The 19066-nt window shown below is 70.4% G+C and carries 21 protein-coding genes; all 21 read left to right on the top strand.

The window, feature by feature from the left end; genetic code table 11:
* The first annotated feature begins 193 nt into the window (after window positions 1–193).
* The 21 genes from EF387_RS46805 to EF387_RS32990 all read left to right on the top strand — a co-directional run bounded on the left by EF387_RS46805 (window position 194) and on the right by EF387_RS32990 (window position 19013).
* Complete coding sequence (locus EF387_RS46805) at window positions 194–340, top strand: hypothetical protein (RefSeq protein WP_155589796.1); 147 nt, start codon at window positions 194–196, stop codon at window positions 338–340.
* Window positions 341–744: 404 nt separating this feature from the next.
* Entirely contained in the window at window positions 745–2424 is a 1680-nt protein-coding gene (locus EF387_RS33085; protein ID WP_128380350.1) for a DUF2637 domain-containing protein, read from the top strand.
* A 241-nt stretch (window positions 2425–2665) separates the two neighbouring features.
* Window positions 2666–3037 (top strand): hypothetical protein, encoded by a 372-nt coding sequence (locus EF387_RS33080; RefSeq protein WP_128380349.1) that lies wholly within the window; start codon window positions 2666–2668, stop codon window positions 3035–3037.
* Between the two features lie 117 nt (window positions 3038–3154).
* Window positions 3155–4618, top strand: a complete 1464-nt coding sequence (locus tag EF387_RS33075; RefSeq protein WP_128380348.1) for a hypothetical protein — start codon at window positions 3155–3157, stop codon at window positions 4616–4618.
* A gap of 2 nt (window positions 4619–4620) precedes the next feature.
* Window positions 4621–5016: a hypothetical protein gene (locus tag EF387_RS33070; RefSeq protein WP_128380347.1), complete on the top strand. Its 396-nt coding sequence runs from the start codon at window positions 4621–4623 to the stop codon at window positions 5014–5016.
* A gap of 85 nt (window positions 5017–5101) precedes the next feature.
* Window positions 5102–7666, top strand: a complete 2565-nt coding sequence (locus EF387_RS33065) for a hypothetical protein (protein WP_128380346.1) — start codon at window positions 5102–5104, stop codon at window positions 7664–7666.
* A gap of 40 nt (window positions 7667–7706) precedes the next feature.
* Window positions 7707–7934, top strand: a complete 228-nt coding sequence (locus tag EF387_RS33060) for a hypothetical protein (RefSeq protein WP_128380345.1) — start codon at window positions 7707–7709, stop codon at window positions 7932–7934.
* Window positions 7935–8023: 89 nt separating this feature from the next.
* Window positions 8024–8551, top strand: coding sequence for a hypothetical protein (locus tag EF387_RS33055; RefSeq protein WP_202918442.1), 528 nt, complete (start codon window positions 8024–8026; stop codon window positions 8549–8551).
* A 128-nt stretch (window positions 8552–8679) separates the two neighbouring features.
* Window positions 8680–9033 (top strand): hypothetical protein, encoded by a 354-nt coding sequence (locus tag EF387_RS33050; RefSeq protein WP_128380344.1) that lies wholly within the window; start codon window positions 8680–8682, stop codon window positions 9031–9033.
* Window positions 9026–9370, top strand: a complete 345-nt coding sequence (locus EF387_RS33045) for a hypothetical protein (RefSeq protein ID WP_128380343.1) — start codon at window positions 9026–9028, stop codon at window positions 9368–9370. The genes EF387_RS33050 and EF387_RS33045 overlap by 8 nt, the downstream gene beginning before the upstream one ends.
* A gap of 42 nt (window positions 9371–9412) precedes the next feature.
* Window positions 9413–10090, top strand: a complete 678-nt coding sequence (locus EF387_RS33040; RefSeq protein ID WP_128380342.1) for a hypothetical protein — start codon at window positions 9413–9415, stop codon at window positions 10088–10090.
* Window positions 10091–10268: 178 nt separating this feature from the next.
* Window positions 10269–10619: a hypothetical protein gene (locus EF387_RS33035; RefSeq protein WP_128380341.1), complete on the top strand. Its 351-nt coding sequence runs from the start codon at window positions 10269–10271 to the stop codon at window positions 10617–10619.
* A complete protein-coding gene (locus EF387_RS33030) occupies window positions 10616–10969 on the top strand; it encodes a hypothetical protein (protein ID WP_128380340.1) in 354 nt (117 codons plus the stop codon). The genes EF387_RS33035 and EF387_RS33030 overlap by 4 nt, the downstream gene beginning before the upstream one ends.
* Before the next feature lie 80 nt (window positions 10970–11049).
* A complete protein-coding gene (locus EF387_RS33025) occupies window positions 11050–11625 on the top strand; it encodes a hypothetical protein (protein ID WP_128380339.1) in 576 nt (191 codons plus the stop codon).
* Between the two features lie 170 nt (window positions 11626–11795).
* Entirely contained in the window at window positions 11796–12866 is a 1071-nt protein-coding gene (locus tag EF387_RS33020) for a DUF5131 family protein (RefSeq protein ID WP_128380338.1), read from the top strand.
* Between the two features lie 164 nt (window positions 12867–13030).
* Entirely contained in the window at window positions 13031–13261 is a 231-nt protein-coding gene (locus EF387_RS33015; protein WP_128380337.1) for a hypothetical protein, read from the top strand.
* Complete coding sequence (locus EF387_RS33010) at window positions 13258–13752, top strand: Pycsar system effector family protein (protein WP_128380336.1); 495 nt, start codon at window positions 13258–13260, stop codon at window positions 13750–13752. The genes EF387_RS33015 and EF387_RS33010 overlap by 4 nt, the downstream gene beginning before the upstream one ends.
* 298 nt (window positions 13753–14050) lie before the next feature.
* Window positions 14051–16441 (top strand): DNA translocase FtsK, encoded by a 2391-nt coding sequence (locus EF387_RS33005; protein WP_238431835.1) that lies wholly within the window; start codon window positions 14051–14053, stop codon window positions 16439–16441.
* Window positions 16442–16856: 415 nt separating this feature from the next.
* On the top strand, window positions 16857–17489 hold the full coding sequence (locus tag EF387_RS33000) for a hypothetical protein (protein WP_128380335.1): 633 nt from the start codon (window positions 16857–16859) through the stop codon (window positions 17487–17489).
* A 331-nt stretch (window positions 17490–17820) separates the two neighbouring features.
* Window positions 17821–18411: a hypothetical protein gene (locus EF387_RS32995; protein ID WP_128380334.1), complete on the top strand. Its 591-nt coding sequence runs from the start codon at window positions 17821–17823 to the stop codon at window positions 18409–18411.
* The gene (locus EF387_RS32990; RefSeq protein ID WP_128380333.1) at window positions 18411–19013 is read left to right on the top strand and encodes a hypothetical protein; all 603 of its coding nucleotides are present in this window, start codon (window positions 18411–18413) and stop codon (window positions 19011–19013) included. Before EF387_RS32995 ends, EF387_RS32990 begins: the two co-directional genes overlap by 1 nt.
* The last annotated feature ends 53 nt before the right edge of the window (window positions 19014–19066 follow it).

The raw sequence follows: 19066 nt of genomic DNA, 5'->3' as shown, positions 1-19066 counted from the left end.
CTCCCCTGAGTTGCCTGTCGTTCCCGGCGATCCGAGTTGCCGGGAACGACAGGGAGCAGCAGGGATTTCCCCCGATCCCGTGCTCCACGGCCGGCCTCCCCCGTGGGAGGCCGGCCTCGTGCCGCCGGGTCCGGTACGACCATCCCCCCGTACCGGACCCGGCTTCCCTATCCCGACCACGAAGGGTTTCGTCATGCCGATCGTGCTCGCCCTTGTCCTCGGCCTGGTCCTGGTCGTCGGCGCTGCGATGGTCCTGGTCGCCAACCCGAAGCAGCCGTTACTCCGGCAGTTCTTCGGCACCGACCGGCCCACTGAGCAGCGCCCGGACAGCCAGAACTGACCTGCTTCCCTGTGTTGCCTGTCGCCCCCGCCGACCAACTGGACGGGGACGGCAGGGAGTTGCAGGGACGATCCCCCGATCCCGCGCTCCACGGTCGGCCTCCCCCGTGGGAGGCCGACCGTTCTGCTGTCCCCGCCACGACCCTTTCGTGCCCGCTCGGTGTGCAGCTCGCCGCCGAAGCCTGAGTTTCGTGCCCGCTCTCCAAAAACTGCGGGCTGTTTCGCACCCGCCTGCCGACGCTCCCCGGAACCCTCGCCCGTCCCGGGCGGGATGACCTCTCGCCATAGCCCAGTTTCGGGGGCGCGTCGGCGCCCCGGAGCTCGTTTCGGCTCCGGCGACTGCCGTTTCGGGAGCGGCCCTCACCGTTTCGAGCACACCCTGAACCGCCCCTTCCGGAGGCCATCATGACGATCACCGAAGTGCCGCAGAAGGCGGCACACGAGACTCCCGTTTCGCACTCGCCGACACCCGCTTCGGAGGCAGCCGATTTCGTTTCGGATGCACGCGGGACCGTTTCGGGCGCGGAAGAGCGGAAGCCGATCAAGCCCAAACGCGACCGCCTGATGACCGCCCTGTCCTTCGTTGCCGCGGTCGGCGGCACGGTGGTCGGCGCCATCGGCTTCGCCATGTCCTACAGCACCTTGGCAAAGGTGGCCCTGAGCTGGGGGTTCAGCGAACGGCTCGCTCCCTGGTTCCCGGTCGGTGTGGACGCGTCGATCATCGCGTTCCTCGCGCTGGACCTCTATCTGATCCGCAAGGGCACCCCGTGGCCGCTGCTGCGGCTGGCCGCGCACTGCATGACGGGCGCGACGATCTGGTTCAACGCCAGCTCACAGGGGCAGATCGCCGCCGATCTGGTCAAGGCCGCCTCGCACGGCATCATGCCGGTCCTCTTCGTGGTCGGGGTGGAGGCCGCCCGCCGCCTGATCATCCAAAAGGCCAGGCTGGAGGCGGGAACCGCGACCGACCGGATCCCGCTGCACCGCTTCATCCTCTCTCCGCTCGCCACCCCGAAGTTCTACCGCCGGATGAGGCTGAACGGGGTCACCAGCTACCCGGAGATGGTCCGGCGCGAGCAGGAGCTCATCGCCTACGAGCAGTGGCTCAAGCGCAAGCACAAGGGCGACTTGAGCAAGGCGACCGAGGACGAGCGGCTGCCGATGAAGATGGCTGCCTACGGCTACACCGTCTCCGAGGCGCTCGCCCTTCCTGAGCAGCAGGAACGCGAGGCGGAGAAGCGGGCGGAGGAAGCCGAGAGCCGGCGTCTGGAGGCGGCCACCCGCCGGGAGATCGAGCAGAAGCAGGCCGAGGGCCGGCGTCTGGAGGCCGACGGCGAGCTCGAAGCCACCCGCGCCCGGGTGGAGGGCGAGACGGGCCAGGCCCGCGCACACGCTCGTGCCCAGGTCAGCGCCGCTGAGCGGGCCGCCCAGCGGGAGGAGCAGGAGCTGGAGACCGCCGTCATCCTCGAGGCCCGGGCCCGGCAGGCGGAGGCGGAGCTCCAGGAGTCCGAGGCGCGTGAGGCGAAGGCCGCCGCCGACCTGCGCGCGGCCGAACTGGAGGAGCAGGCCGCCGAGAAGCGGAGGGCCACGGAGGAGGCCGACCGGGTCGCCGCGGCGGAGGCTCAGGCGATCGAGACGGCGACCATCGCCGAGGCCCGCCAGCGTAAGAACGAAGCCGACCAGGCCGCCGCCGAAGCGGAGTTGAACGCTGCCGAAACGCGCCGCCGCACCGTCGAAGCTGACCGGCTGGCGGCGGAAGAGGAAGGGCGTACGGCGACCGCCCGGGCCAACACGGAGGAGGCCGGGCAGCGCGCGGCCGAAGCCGCGAAGGCCGCCGCCGAAACGCGGCTCGCCGCCGCCGAAGTTGAGCGGCGCGCGATCGAAATCGAGGACGACGCGAGGCTCTCGCCGCGCGAGCGTGCGGTCCGCAAGGTCGCCCGGATGGTCATCGCCGCAGGTGGAAACGCCGACCAGGTGCTGCTGGCCGACATCCAGCGCGAGACGGCCGTGTCCTCCACCGACACCGCCTCGAAGTACCGCCAGGAGGCCGCCGAACTCCTCGCCAGCGGGTACGCCGCCGCGTAGCGACCTGCACGAACTGCTTCGACGGTTCCACCGGCCCCCGAGATGACGTCAACACCTCGGGGACACGGTGAAGGCGCCGAAGCGCCGGGTCCCACCCTCTCACCCAACCTGCCCGTCAGGAAGGTGAATCGGGGGGTGACCAGCACAAACAGCGGCCGGGTGATCGGGCATCGCATTCTGCGAGCCGCCCGGCCGTTTTGACCCTCTTTGACCCAGCGATCGAACGGAGGATCACGACGACGTGGGCGGCACCGCGTTCTGGACAAAGCAGATAAGACGGGCGGATGGACGGTCGCCGAAAGAGGGTGCGACCAGGCGGCTGGACCGCCTGCGCGGACTGCTGAAGGAGGCCGAGCCGGCGGTCGCCGACCGCGTCTGGCGCGAGGTCGTCGACATCCTTCAGCGGACCACCGACCGCCACTCGGCGCGCGGATCCGAGTACTGGACCAACGAGATCAAACGGGCCGACAAACGATCGCCCAAGGAGGGCGCGACCAAGCGGCTGGACCGGCTGCGCGGCGTGCTGCAGAGGGTCGATCCGGTGGTCGCCAACCGCGCCTGGCGCGACGTGAGCGACACCCTCCAGCAGATCACTGTTCGTCACACACGGTGATCGTTCACCCATTCATTCACCCGGGGGAGAGATGAACTCGACCCGCCCCTACACGCGTACGTACGCGCACGAGGGCAGGCGTTCACTCCCCCGGTCGCAGACCGTGAGGGGAAAGCGATGGAATTGCTGCTTCTCGCTTGCGCATGGCTCGTGTACACGGCGGGCGCGCAGAGCGAGCAGGCAAAGGTCGGGCTGTCCCCGGCGCAGCGGGAAATCCTGAAGGAGCGGACGCGGCACGAGAAGGCCGTGCAGAAGATCGCCGACAAGCACGGGGTCTCTGCGCCGGCCGACCGCAAGGCAGGCGTCTCGCCCTGGAAGGAACCGCCGGCCTCGGAGCGCGATCCGGTGCTCACGCTGCCGGAGGCGTTCCGCTCGGGCTACCGCGGCCACACCCGCGTCGAGCGGCTGGCGACCCCGGTGGGCCGCCGTGCCGGAGGGTGGGCCGCGCAGGGCGTCGGCTGGGCTGCGGACACCGGCCGGGGCGCGCTGCGCGAGTACCGCAAGCGCCGCAGGGCCGGGGGCCATGACGATCCGGCCCCGGTGCTCGTGCCACTGCCGCCCACCCACGCGCCGGATGTTCCGCCGATGCCGGCGGGCCCGCCGACGGCGGGCACCGACAGCGGCGACGGCAAGAAGGGCGTCTCCCTGGAGAGGCCGAAGGAGGCGACCGAGGCTCCGGAGCCGGACGGCACCGTGAAGCCGCCTGAGGGGGCCACAGAGCCTCCCGCAGGCGGCGATGGCTCCCCGGGGACCCCGGAGGCCTCAACAGGCCCTGAAACGCCGCCAGATGGGGCCGCAGAGGCGCCGGTGAAGGAGCCTGCGGCTCCAGCCCCGGAGGCCTCACCGGCTCCCGAGGAGGCTGCGGACGGGCCCGAAACCAAGGAAGCGGCGGCCGAACCCGAGCCCGCCGCCGCCGAAGCCAAGGACTCCGCGGACCCGAAGGGCCCCGAGGAGCCCTCCGGCGCAGCCGAAACGGAACCCGCGCCGGCCCCGGCCGAGCCGGAAGCCGCCGCGGTGGCACCCGAAGACTCGGCTGCCGGGCCCGAAAGCCCGGCTGCCGAACCCGAAAGCCCGGAGGCGGAGCCCGAAGGCGCCGCGTCGGGACGGATGAGGAACAGCGAACCGGCTGCCGCCGGTGAAGGAGTTGGTCGTATGGCAGCAGAGGTGACGTACGAGTCTGTCGCGGAGGAGAGCGACGAGCTGTCCCTGATGTGCAAGGAGGACCAGCAGGTCTGCGACCGGATCAAAGACCGCGCCGACCGGGAAGTCGGGCGCGGCGACAAACTCCTCGCGGAGATGGAGGCGACGGGCTTCGGACAGTCCCTCCAGGCCTGGGTCACCCGCTGCAAGGAGGACTACCAGGGGATGGGCACCCACCTCGACAACCTGAAGGCGAACACGATCGCCCAGGACGAGGCCGTGGTGAAGGCCAAGGCGCTGCTGCTCGCGGGTCAGGGCGTCTACTACGACATCGCCCTGGACATGGAGAAGGTCGCCGAACGCGAGGCGTACGTCAGCGACGCGGTCGACTCCGAGGACACCTCCGCACACACCGAGATCTACGAGACGAAGGGAGCCTGACCATGAGCAGCGTAGGCAAGGCTGTTGCCTCGTTCGTCACCGTCGCCGCCATCCTGGCCAGGGCGACGGCGTACGGGGTCCGGGCCGCTATGACCAAGAGGGCCGTCGAGCGGCTGGAGAAGCGCTACCACGACCGCGCTGACTCGGCGAAGTACATGTCCGACGCGATGACCAAGTTGACCGTCGACGTGCCGACCACCTCCGCCTACATGGAGGTCTTCACGCTGTCGGAGGCCATGGCGACCGACGTCGCCGGCATCGTCGGCCGCGCCGACTCCCTGCAGGCCAACGCCCAGGGCCTGTCGCAGGCGACCGAAGCGGAGCACGGCCGGATGAGGGACGCCAACCGCACCCACAGCGTGCAGATGGCCCAGGCGAGCTTCATCCAGCCCCGCTAGGCACCAGACACCACCCCACCTCGAAGGGCGGGACCGCAATCCGCGGTCCCGCCCTTCGTCTTCGCTGAAAACGGAGAAGAACCGGATGGCCACGACCACACCGATCAAGGAAGAGACGGAAGAGACCGCTCCCCAGGAGCTGACCGGACTGCGCGCGCAGATGGCCCGGATGCACAACCCGGGCCTGTACGTCGGCTCCGGACTCGGCATCGCCTCCGGCTGGCTGTCCGGTGACCCGCTGCTGCTCACCACCCTCGGCTCCACCGGGGTCGCGGCCGGCTGGGCCGCGCTCGGTATGAACCCCGGCCCGTGGCGCTGCCTGCCCGGGCAGGGTGAGCCCTGGGAGTGGATGGTCCGCAGCAGCCGGCGCGGCTACCGGCGCCGGGTCCGCCGGATGCGCCGCCGCCTGGGACTGGACCACACATACGGGCCGGCCGTCGGCGCCGAAGGCCTGCTCGTGCCCACCATCGGGATCGCCGACGGGTGGCGGCACCGGGAGGACCGTGCCGCGCTGGTCCGTGCGGCGAAAGCCGACGCCTACCGCACACGGGCCGCGGCGCTGCGCGTCATCTGGGCCAAGGCGCTGCCCGACTGGGAGCGCGGCTGGTGGCGCCGCTACAGCCCGACGGAGATGGCGCTGCGCGCCGGCCCTCTGGCGGTGATCCCCGCCTCCGGCTACATCGACGTGCCCTGGTGGGCCCGCCTCCTCGTCGCCTCCACAGCGGCGACCTGGGGCGCGCGGGTGTGGGACCTGCCCGACCGGGGGACGCCCGCGGCGGCCGGGGACCCGGCCGGCGTCGACTGGTACCTGGCCCGGTGGGCTGAGTGGATCGCCTGCGACCAGGGTCCGCTGGCCGCGTCCAAACTCACCGACGTCCACCTGGACGAGGACAGGCTGACCGCGATCATCGTCTCCACCACCGCCAAGCCCGCCCTCGGCGTCGGCCAGGACGAGGTCTCGATCGCGTTCGATGTCCCGCCGCGGGCGGTCAACATCTACCGGCCCGACGACATGGCCGCCTCCCGCGCCAAGCTCTCCGTCCGACTGCGGACCAGGACCTCCGACCTGGACATGGACGACCTCGCCGCCGTGTGGGAGGAGTACACCCCCTACCACGGCAGCGAGCTGTACGACGCCGAGGAGACCGAGTTCGGCCGGCGCTTCAAGCTGCTGATGCCGCGCAGGGGCTCCTCGGTCGCCGACGTACAGCCGCTCGCCATCGCCCAGGCGCTGGACATGGACGGCGAGGATGCCGTCTCCCACCTGCACCTGCGGGTGATCGACGCCAGGCGCGTCGAAGTCAACGAAATGAGCATCAACCCGCTCCAGGACGGCGTCCCGCTGGACCCGCAGGCCCTGGTCATGGACGACCGCGGCTACGTCACGGTCGGCAAGGACATCTACGGCGACCCCGCCCGCTGGCGCCTGATGATCCCCAACGAGGGGAAGTTCGGGCTCACCGGCCAGCAGGGCATGTCCGCCGTGCACTCGTTCTCCTCCGGCACCACCGGCTCCGGCAAGAGCTCGCTGGAGGAGACCCTCCTGATCGCCCAGATGATCAACGGGATCGTCGGGTGGCTGGCCGACGGCAAGTACGGCGCCGGCTTCGCCTCCTGGACCCACGTGCTCGACTGGATGGTCAAGAGCCACTACGGCGCCATGCTCATGGGCCAGGCCGCCGTCGACGTCGGCAAGTTCCGCTTCTCGACGCAGATGAAGATGCAGTGGCAGGACGCCGACGGCTACGTCATGGACGGCCGCTCCTTCTTCGTCCCCGGCGAACCGTTCGCTCCCATGCAGTTCACCGCGGACGAGTTCAACGAGATGGTGATGGACCCGGCCAAGGACCACGTCAACCCGCTGCTTGCCAGCGTGTCCAACCTCGGCCGCCAGACCAGGTCCGCCGGAATCGGCGCCCGGGTCTACGTCCAGATCCCCAACCTCGACTCCATCGGAACCAACAAGCACGCCAACGCCATCCGCGACATGCTCCAGTCCGGCAACATCGCCTTGTTCCGCACCGCACGCGCGGACGTCGACATCATGTCGCTCGGATCCAGGACCCCGAAGTTCCGGCTGGAGCCGATCCCGGAGACGTTCCCCGACGGATCAGGAACCGGCGGCCTGGGCTACATCGCCGACGGCTCCGACCAGTACACCCAGTCCCGCATGATGTTCCACCCCAACCCGGTGCGCATCGCCCGCGAACTGCCCCGCCCGACCCTCACCAACCCCGAAGCCGACGCGATAGCCGACATGAGCCCCGCGGGCATCGCCTACCTCCGACGGGACGAGTACCGGCACATGGACGCCGGCGAGGAAGAGGCATTCCTGCGCGACCTGGTCCAGCAGGAGAACGAAAAGCGCGGCAAGAGCACCACCGTCGTCGACCTCGCCCCCGCCCCGGCCCTCCAGGCCGTCGCGGACATGGACGTCGAAGACGACGACCTCGACGACCTGGTCCCGCCCAGCCGCTCCGAGCTCGTCTGGCACGCCGTCGACCGCGGAGCCCGCCGCAACGGCGAGATTGCCAAGGTCACCGACCTGAAGCCGCCCAACGTCGCCAACGCCACGAAGCGGCTGGAGCGGCTCGGGAAGCTCACCCAGATCGACCGCGACTGGCACACCGTCGACCGCCTCGACGCCTGACCCCCACCCCTTCCCCCTTCACGAAAGTTGGAGATCAACCATGGAACTGACCGTTTCAGGTCTCGCGCTGCTCGTCGCCATCGGCATCGGCATCTGGATGAAGAAGGACAGCAGCTTCCGCAAGCGAGAGGTCGCCGTCGTCTCGGTCTTCTGGATCCTCGTGATGATGACGCCCCTCGGCGCGGACGGCGTCGAGAAGGTCCAGGAGATGTTCGGCAACGGAGCCAAGGGCTTCAGCGACACCGTCAACAACGTCTCCTCCAAGTAGACCCCGCCGGACACGAGAGGCGGCCCGCTCGATGCGGGCCGCCTCTCCTGTGTGCACACCCTCGGCCCACCAGTAAGGAGTGACACGACATGGCCGACTACCTCGCAGGCCGTGGGCGGGGCCAGACGGCTCAGGAAGCGTTTGATGAGGCGCGCATGCTGGCCAACTGGTACAGCAGCAGCGTCCCCACGACCACCAGAGCCGCCGCTCCCACCCCCACCGCCCTGCCGACCCCGCCCACCGCGGGCACCGTGCCGTTCGACCCGCACGGACGACCCCCCATGTCCCAGAGGGCCACCGACCACGCGGTCCTCGTGATCGTCTACTCCTGGGGCTCGCTCCCGGTCGGCGGCGCGATCTCCCTGGTCCTGTGGCGGCTGTCCAGCATGAGCCCCACGCAGCTCACGATCGCCGGCCTGAGTGCCTCCGGCCTGTTCATCGCGCTCGGCGCCGCCGCCCGCATGATCGGACGGGCCTTCCGCGACGTGGCCTCCGAGATGCCCGACCACACGGTCAACCAGTACTCCGGCACGGTCTACGTGCAGCACACCGAACTGCACACCAACACCCGTGGGTTCGGGCGGACCAACAACGAGATCACCGACGGCAAGCAGTAACCCAGCCCGCCGGAAACCACCAGCTCACGACGCGCGCTGACGTTTGCCTGTCCACTCCCGAACCCCGCCACGGGGGCCGGGGGCGGGCAGGGAGCCGGAACAGCCCCATCGACTGGATGAGGATTCACATGGACACCACGGATCCGTCCGAGGACGAGACCGCGGCCGTGGCCGCGCTCCTCCTGACCCGCCACCCGGCAGCAACATTCGATACGACTGGCGCCGTCGCGACGGCAGGATTTCTGTGCTCCCCTGGCGCACCCGGCACTGGACAGACTCGCGTCTGCCACCGCGCCCCGTTCCCGAGCGTCTTCAACGGCCGGTCCTTCGCCGAGGTCGAGGCCGAGGAGTACGTCTTCGTCGCTACCTATGCCGATCTGTTGCGCGAACACGGCTGGGCGGTCACCGAGCTGCCCCTCGGCCGCCCCGGACTTCTCGTCTCCAAGAACACCGTCGTGGCCGGGGAACTGGTCCATGGCTGACCACGACCCCCGGCCGTTCAACTGCCCCGACTGCGCCGCCGCGCCCGGCGAACTCCACGAAGACGGCTGCGACCAGGCGCACTGTCCGGACACCGGCCGTCAGCGCTTGGTATGCGACCACGACGGCGCCTGTACAAGCCGCTGGAGCGGCGACTTCGTCGGAGCCGCTGAATGCCGTGAGTGTGACTGGTGGCTCGTCGAGGACCCCGAACTCGGTCTCATTCCGTGCCCCGCCGGCACCAAGGACGCCATCGAGGACTTCAACCGGCTGTTCACCCACGCCCGCTGGGACGCCGAACTGCAGCGCTACGTCCGCACCGACCTCACGACCACCTGATTCCGCGCCGCTGAGCGCCCCGTGAAGAGAGGGACACACACGATGACCACCAACTCCGCCGCCGGGAACGGCCACGAGCATGCGCCCCGGTGGAACCCCGTCAATGAGGTCCTCGGCTGGATGAGCCGCCGGTGGAGCCAGTCCGTGAGGAACCTGGCGCAGCTGTGGCGGCAGGAAGCCGTCCGCCACGTGGCCTTCAGCGCCATCGCCACCCTCCTCGGCGCCTTGCTGCTGAGCCGCCTCATGCCCCATGTGCCCGGCTGGACCGAGATGGTCGACGAGGTGCGCGCCACCGTCGACGACCCCGTACGCCGCTACCTGACCACGCACACGCAGGCGCTCCCCATCACCGCCGCCACCACGTACAGCATCTGGAAGGTCATCGGCTTCGGCTCCTTACTCCTCGGCTTCCTCCACAACGGCCCCGCCCGTTTCACCTGGACGGTGATGGGCGCGGCCACCGTGATCATGGTGTGGGTCGAGACTCCCGGGCCCGGCCGTCCGATCGCTACCGGAGTCGCGTTCCTGGTCTGGGCCGCGCTGTCCGTCCTGGCGCTGCGCGGACTGCGTCTGCCGCCGCTCTCGTTCGTCCACGTCGACGTGCACAACGAGGCGCCGCCCCCGCCCGAGGTCGAGGTCCGCACGGAGATCCACACCCCGCAGCAGCAGCCCCAGTACCTGCCGTACGTCCTCCCGTACGTGCCGCCGTCGAAGAACTGACGTCTGCCTGTCCGCCCTTCGGCCCGCCACGGGGGCCGGGGGCGGGCAGGGAGCCGGACCAGCCAACGCGCCGCTGCCCTCCACCCCGCCTGCCGGCCGCCCCTGTCGTCCGCCCCGGCCCCGGCCGACACGGACGTAGGGGCGCCGGACACCCTGTCCGGAAGGGACTTCATCGACCATGATCATCGGCACGGGCAACGAGACGTACGTACTCGACTCTGCGCGCGACGGTCAGCGCATCCTCGCAGGAATCGACGGTGACGCCGCGGACGCTGTCGAGGCACTCATCAGCGGATACGTGGAGTTGCGCGACCGCGTCCAGCAGCTCAAGGACGGGCTGCCCCAGCATCACCCCGACCCCGAACTGTGCTCCGCCTGCGAGGCGTTGGAGCAGCCCTGCCCGTACCACGCCGGACGAGCCGAGGGCTGGATCAAGCTCTCCAAGGTGGTCCGCCTCGTGGCGGGTGACGACTCCACCTACGCCACGCTCGTCGAGGAGCACGCGGACGCCGCCGGGGACGACGCATGACGGTCGCCACCGACACCCCGCTCTCCATGACCACGGCCGCGGACATGCCCGAGAACGGCACAGTCCACGACGTCGACGCCGCGACGACCGCCCCGCAGGCCGCGGGGAACGCGGCCCTGGCCGCCGTACGCGCCGGGAACCTCGAAGCCGCTCAGCTCATCATCGCCGAGTTGCTCCCCGACGAGCGCGCCGACCTCGCCGGCCACGTGGAGGAACTCCGCAAATTGCTCGGCCCGACCTGCGCCGAGTGCGGCGCACTCACCGAACTCGGCGCGTGCACCACCGATCCCTTCAGCGCGGAGTGCCGCTTCCTGTGCAGCCGTTGCACGGCCGCCCGCCGCACCCCCTGAACGACCCCGCCGGGGCAGCCGCCTCAGTCCCCACCGGGCTGCCGCGTGCTGTCACCCCACCTCGACAAGGAGCCAAACTCATGGTCCTCGCGTTCTTCAACCGCGCCCGCACGGCGCCCGTCGAACCCCCGGACCTCGAGCCCCGGCCGGAGCTCGGCAAGACATGGATGCCCGAAGGCGTCACCGTCGTCGAGCGGCACTGGAACCAGGCGAAGAGCGCGATCGTCCTCGTCTACTCCACCAGCGACAGCGGCTACCACGTCGTCGCCTGCCTCGGCTGCCACTTCAGCGTCGCGCAGGACCCGGACCGCGGCGTCGTCAGCGGGCTGAATCTGAGCGACGCGAACCGGATCGCCACCGAGCACGCCACCAAGTGCCGGGCGGTGTCCCGCGCCCTCCCGGACTGCCCGGACGACGCCACCGCCCGCGAACAGTTACGCAAGTTGACGCTGAGTTGGCGGCGCACGGCCGACAAGGTCCAGATCATGGTCAGCTACTTCGACGTCCACCGCCTCACCCTCCAGCGCAGCAACGAGTGGATCGAGGCCGAGCTCCAGCAGCTGGCCCTGGACCGGCCCGACGTCTTCGCCGTACAGCGCAGCGACTACGACCACACGACCTTCTACTACTACGTCCTGCCGATGGCCGCGGACTGACCAGCCCCTTCGTTCGGCCTCGCACGCCGCCCGCCGGCAGCTTCGCGGGCCACGCACGGTCCGCCCGACACGCATCCGACGCCCTCCCCGGCCGGGGAGGGCGTCCTTGCGCTCGGGACATCAGGAGCTCAACCCCGTGAGCCAACGCCCCACCTGGACAGGAGGCATCCATGGCTGACACCGCAGCCACCCCGACCAACCGCACCTGGCATCCGGTCACAATCGGCACCGGACACGGCCGCAACAACGTCATCTGGCACGACGACCGCGTCCACCAGCCCGACCGCTGGAAGAAGACCGGACGCGTCCTCGTGCCCCACCTCTTCCACCACCTGGTGCCGGAGTTCTTCATCACCCGCGTCCTGGACGTGATGGAGGACAACCCACACATCACCTTCGTCGTCCCGACGGAACACGCGGTCCGGATGCGCGACTTCGTCCAGAAGCGTGAGGCCGGGATGCGGCAGGACGCCGCCCAGTTCGATGGCCCGCCGGACGACGGCCTGCACGCCAGCCCGGCTGCCAAGTCCGCGCGGGCCCGCGCCGCGAAGCCGCCGGCGAACATCTGGCTCGGGGTGACGGTCAACGACCAGTGGACGGCCAAGACGCGCATCCCCGCACTGCTGGAGACTCCGGCCGAGAAACGGGTCGTCGTCTGCGAGCCACTGACCGGCCCCGTCGACTTGGACCGATTCCTGATCGAGCGCCGCGAGGTCACCCACCCGGATGCCGACGCACCGGAGGACGCCGTCGTCGACGGCATGGTGCGCCACGGCGACCAGTGGCATCGCACCGAACGCCTGCACTGGGTCATCGCCGGAGGCGGGTTCGGGCTCAACGCCCCTCCACTGCACCCGCAGTGGGCCCGCGACATCCGCGACGCGTGCGCGCAGCACAGCGTGCCGTTCTACTTCACCCAGCACGGCGACTACGTCACGGCTTCCGTCGTCGACGACCCGGCATTCGGCGGCGGCCGCGCCTACGACGACCCGCTGCACGGCGGCCGCAGCTCGGCCTCGCTCCGCGAGCGAGGCCCCAGCCGCACGTTCCGCTCGGGCCCGTGGCGCGCGATGGAGCCCGGCGACCGCACCCGACACACCTGGATGCTCGACAAGGACACCATCGCCGTCCGCGTCGGCAGGAAGTCCGCCGGCCGCGAGCTCGACGGCCGCACCCACGACGCCGTGCCCAGCTCCTCGACGGCCACGAGGCCGACAGCCGAGGCGGCGGCCACGCACTGAGCGCGCCGGACCGCCGGTGAAGCGCCCACGGCGCCAACGGCATCCGACTCCACCCACACCCGTCCACGACTGGCACGGGCGACGCAAACACCCCACGAGCGGCGGGCGGCGGGCACACCGCGCCCGCCGCCCGCTCACACTCCGAATCCCCTACAGGAATCCTGATGACCAGCCGCTCCGAGGCCACGGACCCCACTCCGTTACCCCACTTCATCGACCTGCGCTCCGTCGAGAACGACCTGCGGACGCTGCGCGGCCGTCTCCGTACGGTCGCCGAGTTCATCCACGACCCGGCCCACGACTTCGCGGCCCGCCACGCGCTCGCGCAGCGCCTGGGCCTGCCCGTGCCGACCCCGGCACCCGCCGCGCGGCAGACGACGGAGGCCACCCGGTGAACCCGTCCCCGACCACCACCGAGCCTGGCACTCAGCCCTCGCTCGTCGACCAGAACCTCAAAGACGCGCTCGCCACCGTGGCATCGGAAATCGGCCGTACCGACAACAAGACCTCCTTCCTCCTCGCCTTCAACGGCGCAGTCATCGCGGGCCTGGTGGGATCGGCCGACAAGGATCTCCCCTTGCTGCGCCTCGTCGCGGGCGGACTCGCGGTCCTCGCCCTGGCCGCCTCCACCATCTTGCTGCTGCTCGTCGTCCTGCCCCGTCTGCACGGTGCGGACCGCGCGAGCTTCCCCTACTGGGCCAGGTGCGACTCCCAGCAGATCCTCGCCGAGATGAGCGACGACCGCCGGGCGGACCGGCTTCGTGTCCTCTCTCAGATCGCGCTGCCCAAGTTCCTGGGGCTGGGGCGTGCCATCCGCCTGTCGCTGGCCGCCGTCGTCCTGGTCGTCCTCGCTGTCCTCGCGCTCATCGCGACCGCGCTCGCCTGACAGCACAGGACCCGGGCCACGTGACGACGCCGGACGACGACCGCTTTGCCCAGCCCCGTCACCCGACCTTGCCCCGCCTGCCCGCCCAACCTCCCTGGAGCCCGCTGTGAAGAAGACCCCCGCCAAGAAGGCGGCCGCGAAAAAGCCCCCTGCGAAGAGGTCAACGGCCAAGACGACCGCCGCGAAGAGGGCCCCTGCCAAAAAGGCCGTAGCGAAAAGGTCACCGGTCAAGAGGCCCGCCGCGAAGAGGACCTCCACCAAGAGGGCCGCGGCGAAGCCAGCGCCGAGCACCAGGATCGTGTACTGGCTCTTCCGCAGCATGGGGCGGAGCGCCAGGAACCTCGATCCGGCGCACCGCAAGGACGGCGCCGCGCTGCTCCTGCTCGCCAGCGCGCTGATCGTCGCCGTGGGCACCTGGGCCGACCTGCGGGGTCCGGTCGGCGACCTCGTGGAGGTCCTGGTGACCGGCTGCTTCGGCCGCCTCGACCTGCTGGTCCCGGTACTGCTCGGCGCCATCGCCGTGCGCTTCATCCGGCACACGGAGAAGTCCGAGGGCGACGGCCGTGTCGTCATCGGCCTGTCCGTCTTGGTCATCGGCGTTCTCGGGCTGGTCCACATCGCCTGCGGCTCGCCGGCTCGCAGCGACAGCATGCAGGCCCTACGGGACGCTGGCGGCCTGATCGGATGGGGCGTCGCAACCCCGCTGACGTACAGCATGGGCGACGTGCTGGCCGTACCGCTGCTGGTGCTGCTCATCGCCTTCGGGCTGCTGGTCGTCACGGCCACCCCGGTCAACGCCATCCCGCAGCGCCTGCGGGCGCTCGGCGCGCACCTCGGCGTCCTCCAGGGGCAACCGGCCGACGTGCCCGGCAACGACGAGCGACACGCGGAACAGAGGCGCGAGGCGATGCCCGCACGCTCCAGCCGCAGCGGGCCCGCCGGGGAGGCGAACGACTCCGGCGGAGTGCAGCAGGAGGCACTCCCACGGCGCGGGAAACTCGCGGCCGCAGCAACACCGGCGCCCGCCGCCGCTCAGCCGCACCGGATGGTGCCGTCCCCCCGGGTCGTCCCCGACCTCACCAAGGCGCCGACCGCTGGCGAGGAGCGCAATCCTCCCGCGCGCGCCGAGCAGCTCCAGCTGTCCAACGACATGACCTACTCCCTGCCGGCGCTCGACCTCCTCACGCGTGGGGGTCCCGGTAAAGCGCGCAGCGCCGCCAACGACGCGGTCGTCGCCTCGCTCTCGAACCTCTTCACCGAGTTCAAGGTCGACGCCCGCGTCACCGGCTTCACTCGCGGGCCGACGGTCACGCGCTACGAGGTCGAGCTCGGCCCGGCCGTGAAGGTGGAGCGGATCACCGCGCTGACGAAGAACATCGCGTACGCCGTCGCCAGCCCGGACGTGCGGATCATCAGCCCGATCCCGGGCAAGTCCGCGGTCGGCATCGAGATCCCCAACACCGACCGCGAGATGGTCAACCTCGGCGACGTGCTGAGGCTCGCGGCGGCCGCCGAGGACGACCACCCGCTGCTGGTCGCGCTCGGCAAGGACGTCGAGGGCGGATACGTCATGGCCAACCTCGCGAAGATGCCGCACATCCTGGTCGCCGGAGCCACCGGGTCCGGTAAGTCGTCGTGCATCAACTGCTTGATCACGTCCGTCATGGTGCGCGCGACCCCCGAGGACGTGCGCATGGTCCTGATCGACCCCAAGCGGGTCGAGCTGACCGCGTACGAGGGCATCCCGCACCTGATCACGCCGATCATCACCAATCCGAAGCGGGCCGCCGAGGCGCTGCAGTGGGTCGTACGGGAGATGGACCTGCGCTACGACGACCTGGCGGCGTACGGCTTCCGGCACATCGACGACTTCAACGCAGCCGTACGAAGCGGCAAGGTGAAGGCGCCGGCGGGCAACGAGCGGGAGCTCACGCCGTACCCGTACCTGTTGGTGATCGTCGACGAACTCGCCGACCTGATGATGGTCGCGCCTAGGGACGTTGAGGACGCGATCGTGCGCATCACGCAGCTCGCGCGCGCGGCCGGCATCCACCTGGTGCTCGCCACCCAGCGGCCCTCGGTGGACGTCGTCACCGGTCTGATCAAGGCGAACGTGCCCTCGCGGCTCGCCTTCGCCACCGCCTCGCTCACCGACTCGCGGGTCATCCTCGACCAGCCCGGCGCCGAGAAGCTGATCGGCAAGGGAGACGGGCTGTTCCTGCCGATGGGCGCGAACACACCCGCCCGAATGCAGGGCGCCTTCGTGAACGAGGACGAGATCGCGGCAGTCGTCCAGCACTGCAAGGACAAGATGGCACCCGACTTCCGGGACGACGTCGTCGTGGACACCAAGCAGAAGAGGGAGATCGACGAGGACATCGGCGACGACCTGGACCTGCTGTGCGAGGCGGCCGAACTGGTCGTCTCCACCCAGTTCGGATCGACCTCGATGCTCCAGCGCAAGCTCCGGGTCGGCTTCGCCAAGGCCGGACGGCTGATGGACCTCATGGAGTCCCGCAACATCGTCGGGCCCAGCGAGGGTTCCAAGGCGCGCAACGTCCTCGTGAAGCCGGACGAGCTGGACGGGGTGTTGGCAACGCTCCGCTCCGTCCCCGGCAGTGCGCAAGGAGAAGACGCGGACACCGACCGCCTCCAAGAGCGGGTCCAAACCGGGGCTGGCGGAGCGTAGCTGCGATGAGCCGCTCCCGCTGCAGCGTGGACGCCGTGAGCCGGGCACCACCGCACTGACCCGCTGCCTGGGATCCGGCCGCCAGCCGGTACTCCGCGGCGGTACAGGGTGCGACCAGAGCATGGGCCGAGCACTCCAGTGCCCGGGTCCGCCATGGTCGGCCCGACCATCACCCCGACCACGGCAGCCCAGGTAGCACGTTGCCTCAGTGTGACCGGTGGTCGGGGCTGATGGTCGCCCGCGTGGTCGGGGGCTCAGGGTGCGGTACCTCAATGGCCTCCTACTCGCCTTCGCATCCCGACACCGGACCGACGTCCGAGTTCCAGACCGCAACACCTCTAGGCCGCCTGATCCCAGATCAGGTGGCCCACCTGCGTTTTTCCACCTCTCCCGACTCCAGAAGGAGCACAACCTCATGAGTAAGATCACGCGAACCGGCGCCGCGCGTGGCGGTGCCGTCGCAGTGGAAGGCCTCGAGTTCATCCTCCTGGCGGCGGTCGCCGGAGTCGGCGGCTGGGTGGCCTTCAACGCGCCGGGTCTCCCGCCCGCTTGGGCCGGAGTGTCCGCCGGAGTCTTCGGGCTCGGCCTCGCCGCCGGAGTCAATGACCTCCTCGACTCGTTCATGGCGTCGCTGCGCGCCCGCACCTCGCCGTCCCCGGCCACACCGGCGTCCGAGCAGAGCGCGGAGGAGCCGACGCTTCCCAGCAACACCGACGACGTCCTGGAGCTCCTGACCGAGGCGGCGGCGGCCGGTGCCGCCTACCAGGCCGCGATGTACTCGGGGAAGGTCGACCCCGCACACGCCCTGCTGCACAAGACGGAGCTGTGGGTGGGCGTCGACGGCACCAGCGCCCTGTTCCGTCTCGCTGATGGCGCGTACGTGTACTACGAGAAGGACGAGAGCGGGAGCCACCCTGCCCACCTGTACTCCTTCGCCACCCCCGAGACCGGGCACGAGCCGGTCCCCGTCACGTCCCTGGAGCAGGTGCGTGACCTCCTGGAGCAGCACGTCACCCGCGAGCTGAAGGGCGAGCCGGTCGCGGTCTGACCCTGCCGGCCCCCTGTGCCGCCCCGGTCCCTCGCAGGCCGGGACGGTGCGGAGGCCCGGCAGAGCGGATCGCGCCCAGCGCGCACAACTGCAGCAGAGCCGTTCTTTACGGCGTAAAGAACGGCTGCCGCGCCGGAGTTGATCCACGAGCTCGTGCGGAACGGCCCGAGTTCACCGGTGCGTCGGCCGCGCACGTGACGCGTCCTCCCTTCCCAGCCCCGCCAGCCGTGAGCTGATCAGCCGCCACCGGACAGCACACGTCTGTCGTAGGGCCTCGGCCTGACCCGACAACCCCTGTGTCGAATCCACCAGTTGAGGAGCACACCCGACCATGATCCGAACCCGCGCTATCGAGCGACTGGCGCTTTTCGGCAGCCTCCTCGCCGCCTTCGGCGAGATCCACCCCTTCTGTGACCACTGGGCCCAGGGAAGTGAAACTGCCCGCTGCAAGCGCCTCTACGGCCCGCAGCTCGTTTCCCGCGACGGCCGCCCCGTCGACGCGGAGGACACCGCTCGGTCAGCCGAGCCGACCATGACCGCCAGCGCACGAGGCCGCCGGGCCGTCGCCCTTCACGTCGCCACATACACCGCGATCCAGACCGGCGCGGCCACCGGCCTCACCCGCGCGTTCGGCTACCGCGTTCCGGCCTCTGCCCTTCTGGCCGGGGCCGCCATCAACGGCGTGACCCACGCCGCGATCGACCGCGGCGCCTTCTTCCTGTGGCTCGCGAAGAAAGCGCGCCAGACCGGCTACATCGAGCACTGCCAGGCGGTCCGCCTGGACAAGGACGACACCCCGAAGAAGGAGATCAACGGGCCCGGCACCGCGTGGATCGAACTCGATGCCGCGCTTCACCGGGTCATCGGCGTCGGCGCCGCCGCGGTCACCACCTGGCTCGCCACCCGCAAGGGCGGCCGCTGATGAAGGACCTCGATCTCAGCCTCGCTCCCGATCCCGTCGAACGCCTCGCCTCCCTGCTGCGCCTGCGCTTCGGGGAAGCCTGGATACCGGAGCCGGCCGCCGACGGCTGCGGCGCACTGCTGCGCACCCGGGAAGGCCGCGCCATGTGTGCCACCCCCGACCCGGTCGCGAACCGCATCATCCTGCAGGCCTGGGTCGACTGGGACTGGGTGACCCCGACCGCCGTGTTCCCGGTCGACCTGGCGGGCCACCGCCACCTCGACCACTGGCTGTCGTGTGCCGACCTCACCGACGCCGGTCACGCCATGAAGAAGCTGATGAGGGGCCTGCTCGACCAACTCGAGTCGGTTCCGCCCCTCTCGGACGGCGGGGAGCCCGTGGACCTGGACGCCGCCGAGCAGCAGCTCGGCAACCTCGCCGGGCAGGCAGGTGAACTGGCCCGGCAGGCCAGCCAGTTCACCGCCCGGCTCATCTACCGCAAGCCCGTCGCGGCTGGCGCGAAGGGGCTGCTCCGGCTGGCCGGGCAGACCGCGCGCACCGCGACTCGCGTCGACCTGCTGCGCGGCAACATTCCCACCGACAACAGCGCCTCCCGCTGCTGACGGCTCCCCGTGCTGGCCCGATCCATCCCGGATCGGGACGGTGCGGAGGACCG

The sequence above is a fragment of the Streptomyces cavernae genome, assembly GCF_004023625.1.
Taxonomy (GTDB): domain Bacteria; phylum Actinomycetota; class Actinomycetes; order Streptomycetales; family Streptomycetaceae; genus Streptomyces; species Streptomyces cavernae.
The sequence above is the reverse complement of the archived record's forward strand: the minus strand, read 5'-3'. Positions and strand labels throughout refer to the sequence as shown.

Coding starts and splice junctions, on each gene's coding strand:
- EF387_RS33075 (WP_128380348.1), top strand. CDS start 3,155: ATGGAATTGCTGCTTCTCGCTTGCGCATGGCTCGTGTACACGGCGGGC.
- EF387_RS33085 (WP_128380350.1), top strand. CDS start 745: ATGACGATCACCGAAGTGCCGCAGAAGGCGGCACACGAGACTCCCGTT.
- EF387_RS46805 (WP_155589796.1), top strand. CDS start 194: ATGCCGATCGTGCTCGCCCTTGTCCTCGGCCTGGTCCTGGTCGTCGGC.
- EF387_RS33015 (WP_128380337.1), top strand. CDS start 13,031: ATGACCAGCCGCTCCGAGGCCACGGACCCCACTCCGTTACCCCACTTC.
- EF387_RS33055 (WP_202918442.1), top strand. CDS start 8,024: ATGGCCGACTACCTCGCAGGCCGTGGGCGGGGCCAGACGGCTCAGGAA.
- EF387_RS33000 (WP_128380335.1), top strand. CDS start 16,857: ATGAGTAAGATCACGCGAACCGGCGCCGCGCGTGGCGGTGCCGTCGCA.
- EF387_RS33060 (WP_128380345.1), top strand. CDS start 7,707: ATGGAACTGACCGTTTCAGGTCTCGCGCTGCTCGTCGCCATCGGCATC.
- EF387_RS33065 (WP_128380346.1), top strand. CDS start 5,102: ATGGCCACGACCACACCGATCAAGGAAGAGACGGAAGAGACCGCTCCC.
- EF387_RS33020 (WP_128380338.1), top strand. CDS start 11,796: ATGGCTGACACCGCAGCCACCCCGACCAACCGCACCTGGCATCCGGTC.
- EF387_RS33040 (WP_128380342.1), top strand. CDS start 9,413: ATGACCACCAACTCCGCCGCCGGGAACGGCCACGAGCATGCGCCCCGG.
- EF387_RS33035 (WP_128380341.1), top strand. CDS start 10,269: ATGATCATCGGCACGGGCAACGAGACGTACGTACTCGACTCTGCGCGC.
- EF387_RS33030 (WP_128380340.1), top strand. CDS start 10,616: ATGACGGTCGCCACCGACACCCCGCTCTCCATGACCACGGCCGCGGAC.
- EF387_RS33045 (WP_128380343.1), top strand. CDS start 9,026: ATGGCTGACCACGACCCCCGGCCGTTCAACTGCCCCGACTGCGCCGCC.
- EF387_RS32990 (WP_128380333.1), top strand. CDS start 18,411: ATGAAGGACCTCGATCTCAGCCTCGCTCCCGATCCCGTCGAACGCCTC.
- EF387_RS33025 (WP_128380339.1), top strand. CDS start 11,050: ATGGTCCTCGCGTTCTTCAACCGCGCCCGCACGGCGCCCGTCGAACCC.
- EF387_RS32995 (WP_128380334.1), top strand. CDS start 17,821: ATGATCCGAACCCGCGCTATCGAGCGACTGGCGCTTTTCGGCAGCCTC.
- EF387_RS33070 (WP_128380347.1), top strand. CDS start 4,621: ATGAGCAGCGTAGGCAAGGCTGTTGCCTCGTTCGTCACCGTCGCCGCC.
- EF387_RS33050 (WP_128380344.1), top strand. CDS start 8,680: ATGGACACCACGGATCCGTCCGAGGACGAGACCGCGGCCGTGGCCGCG.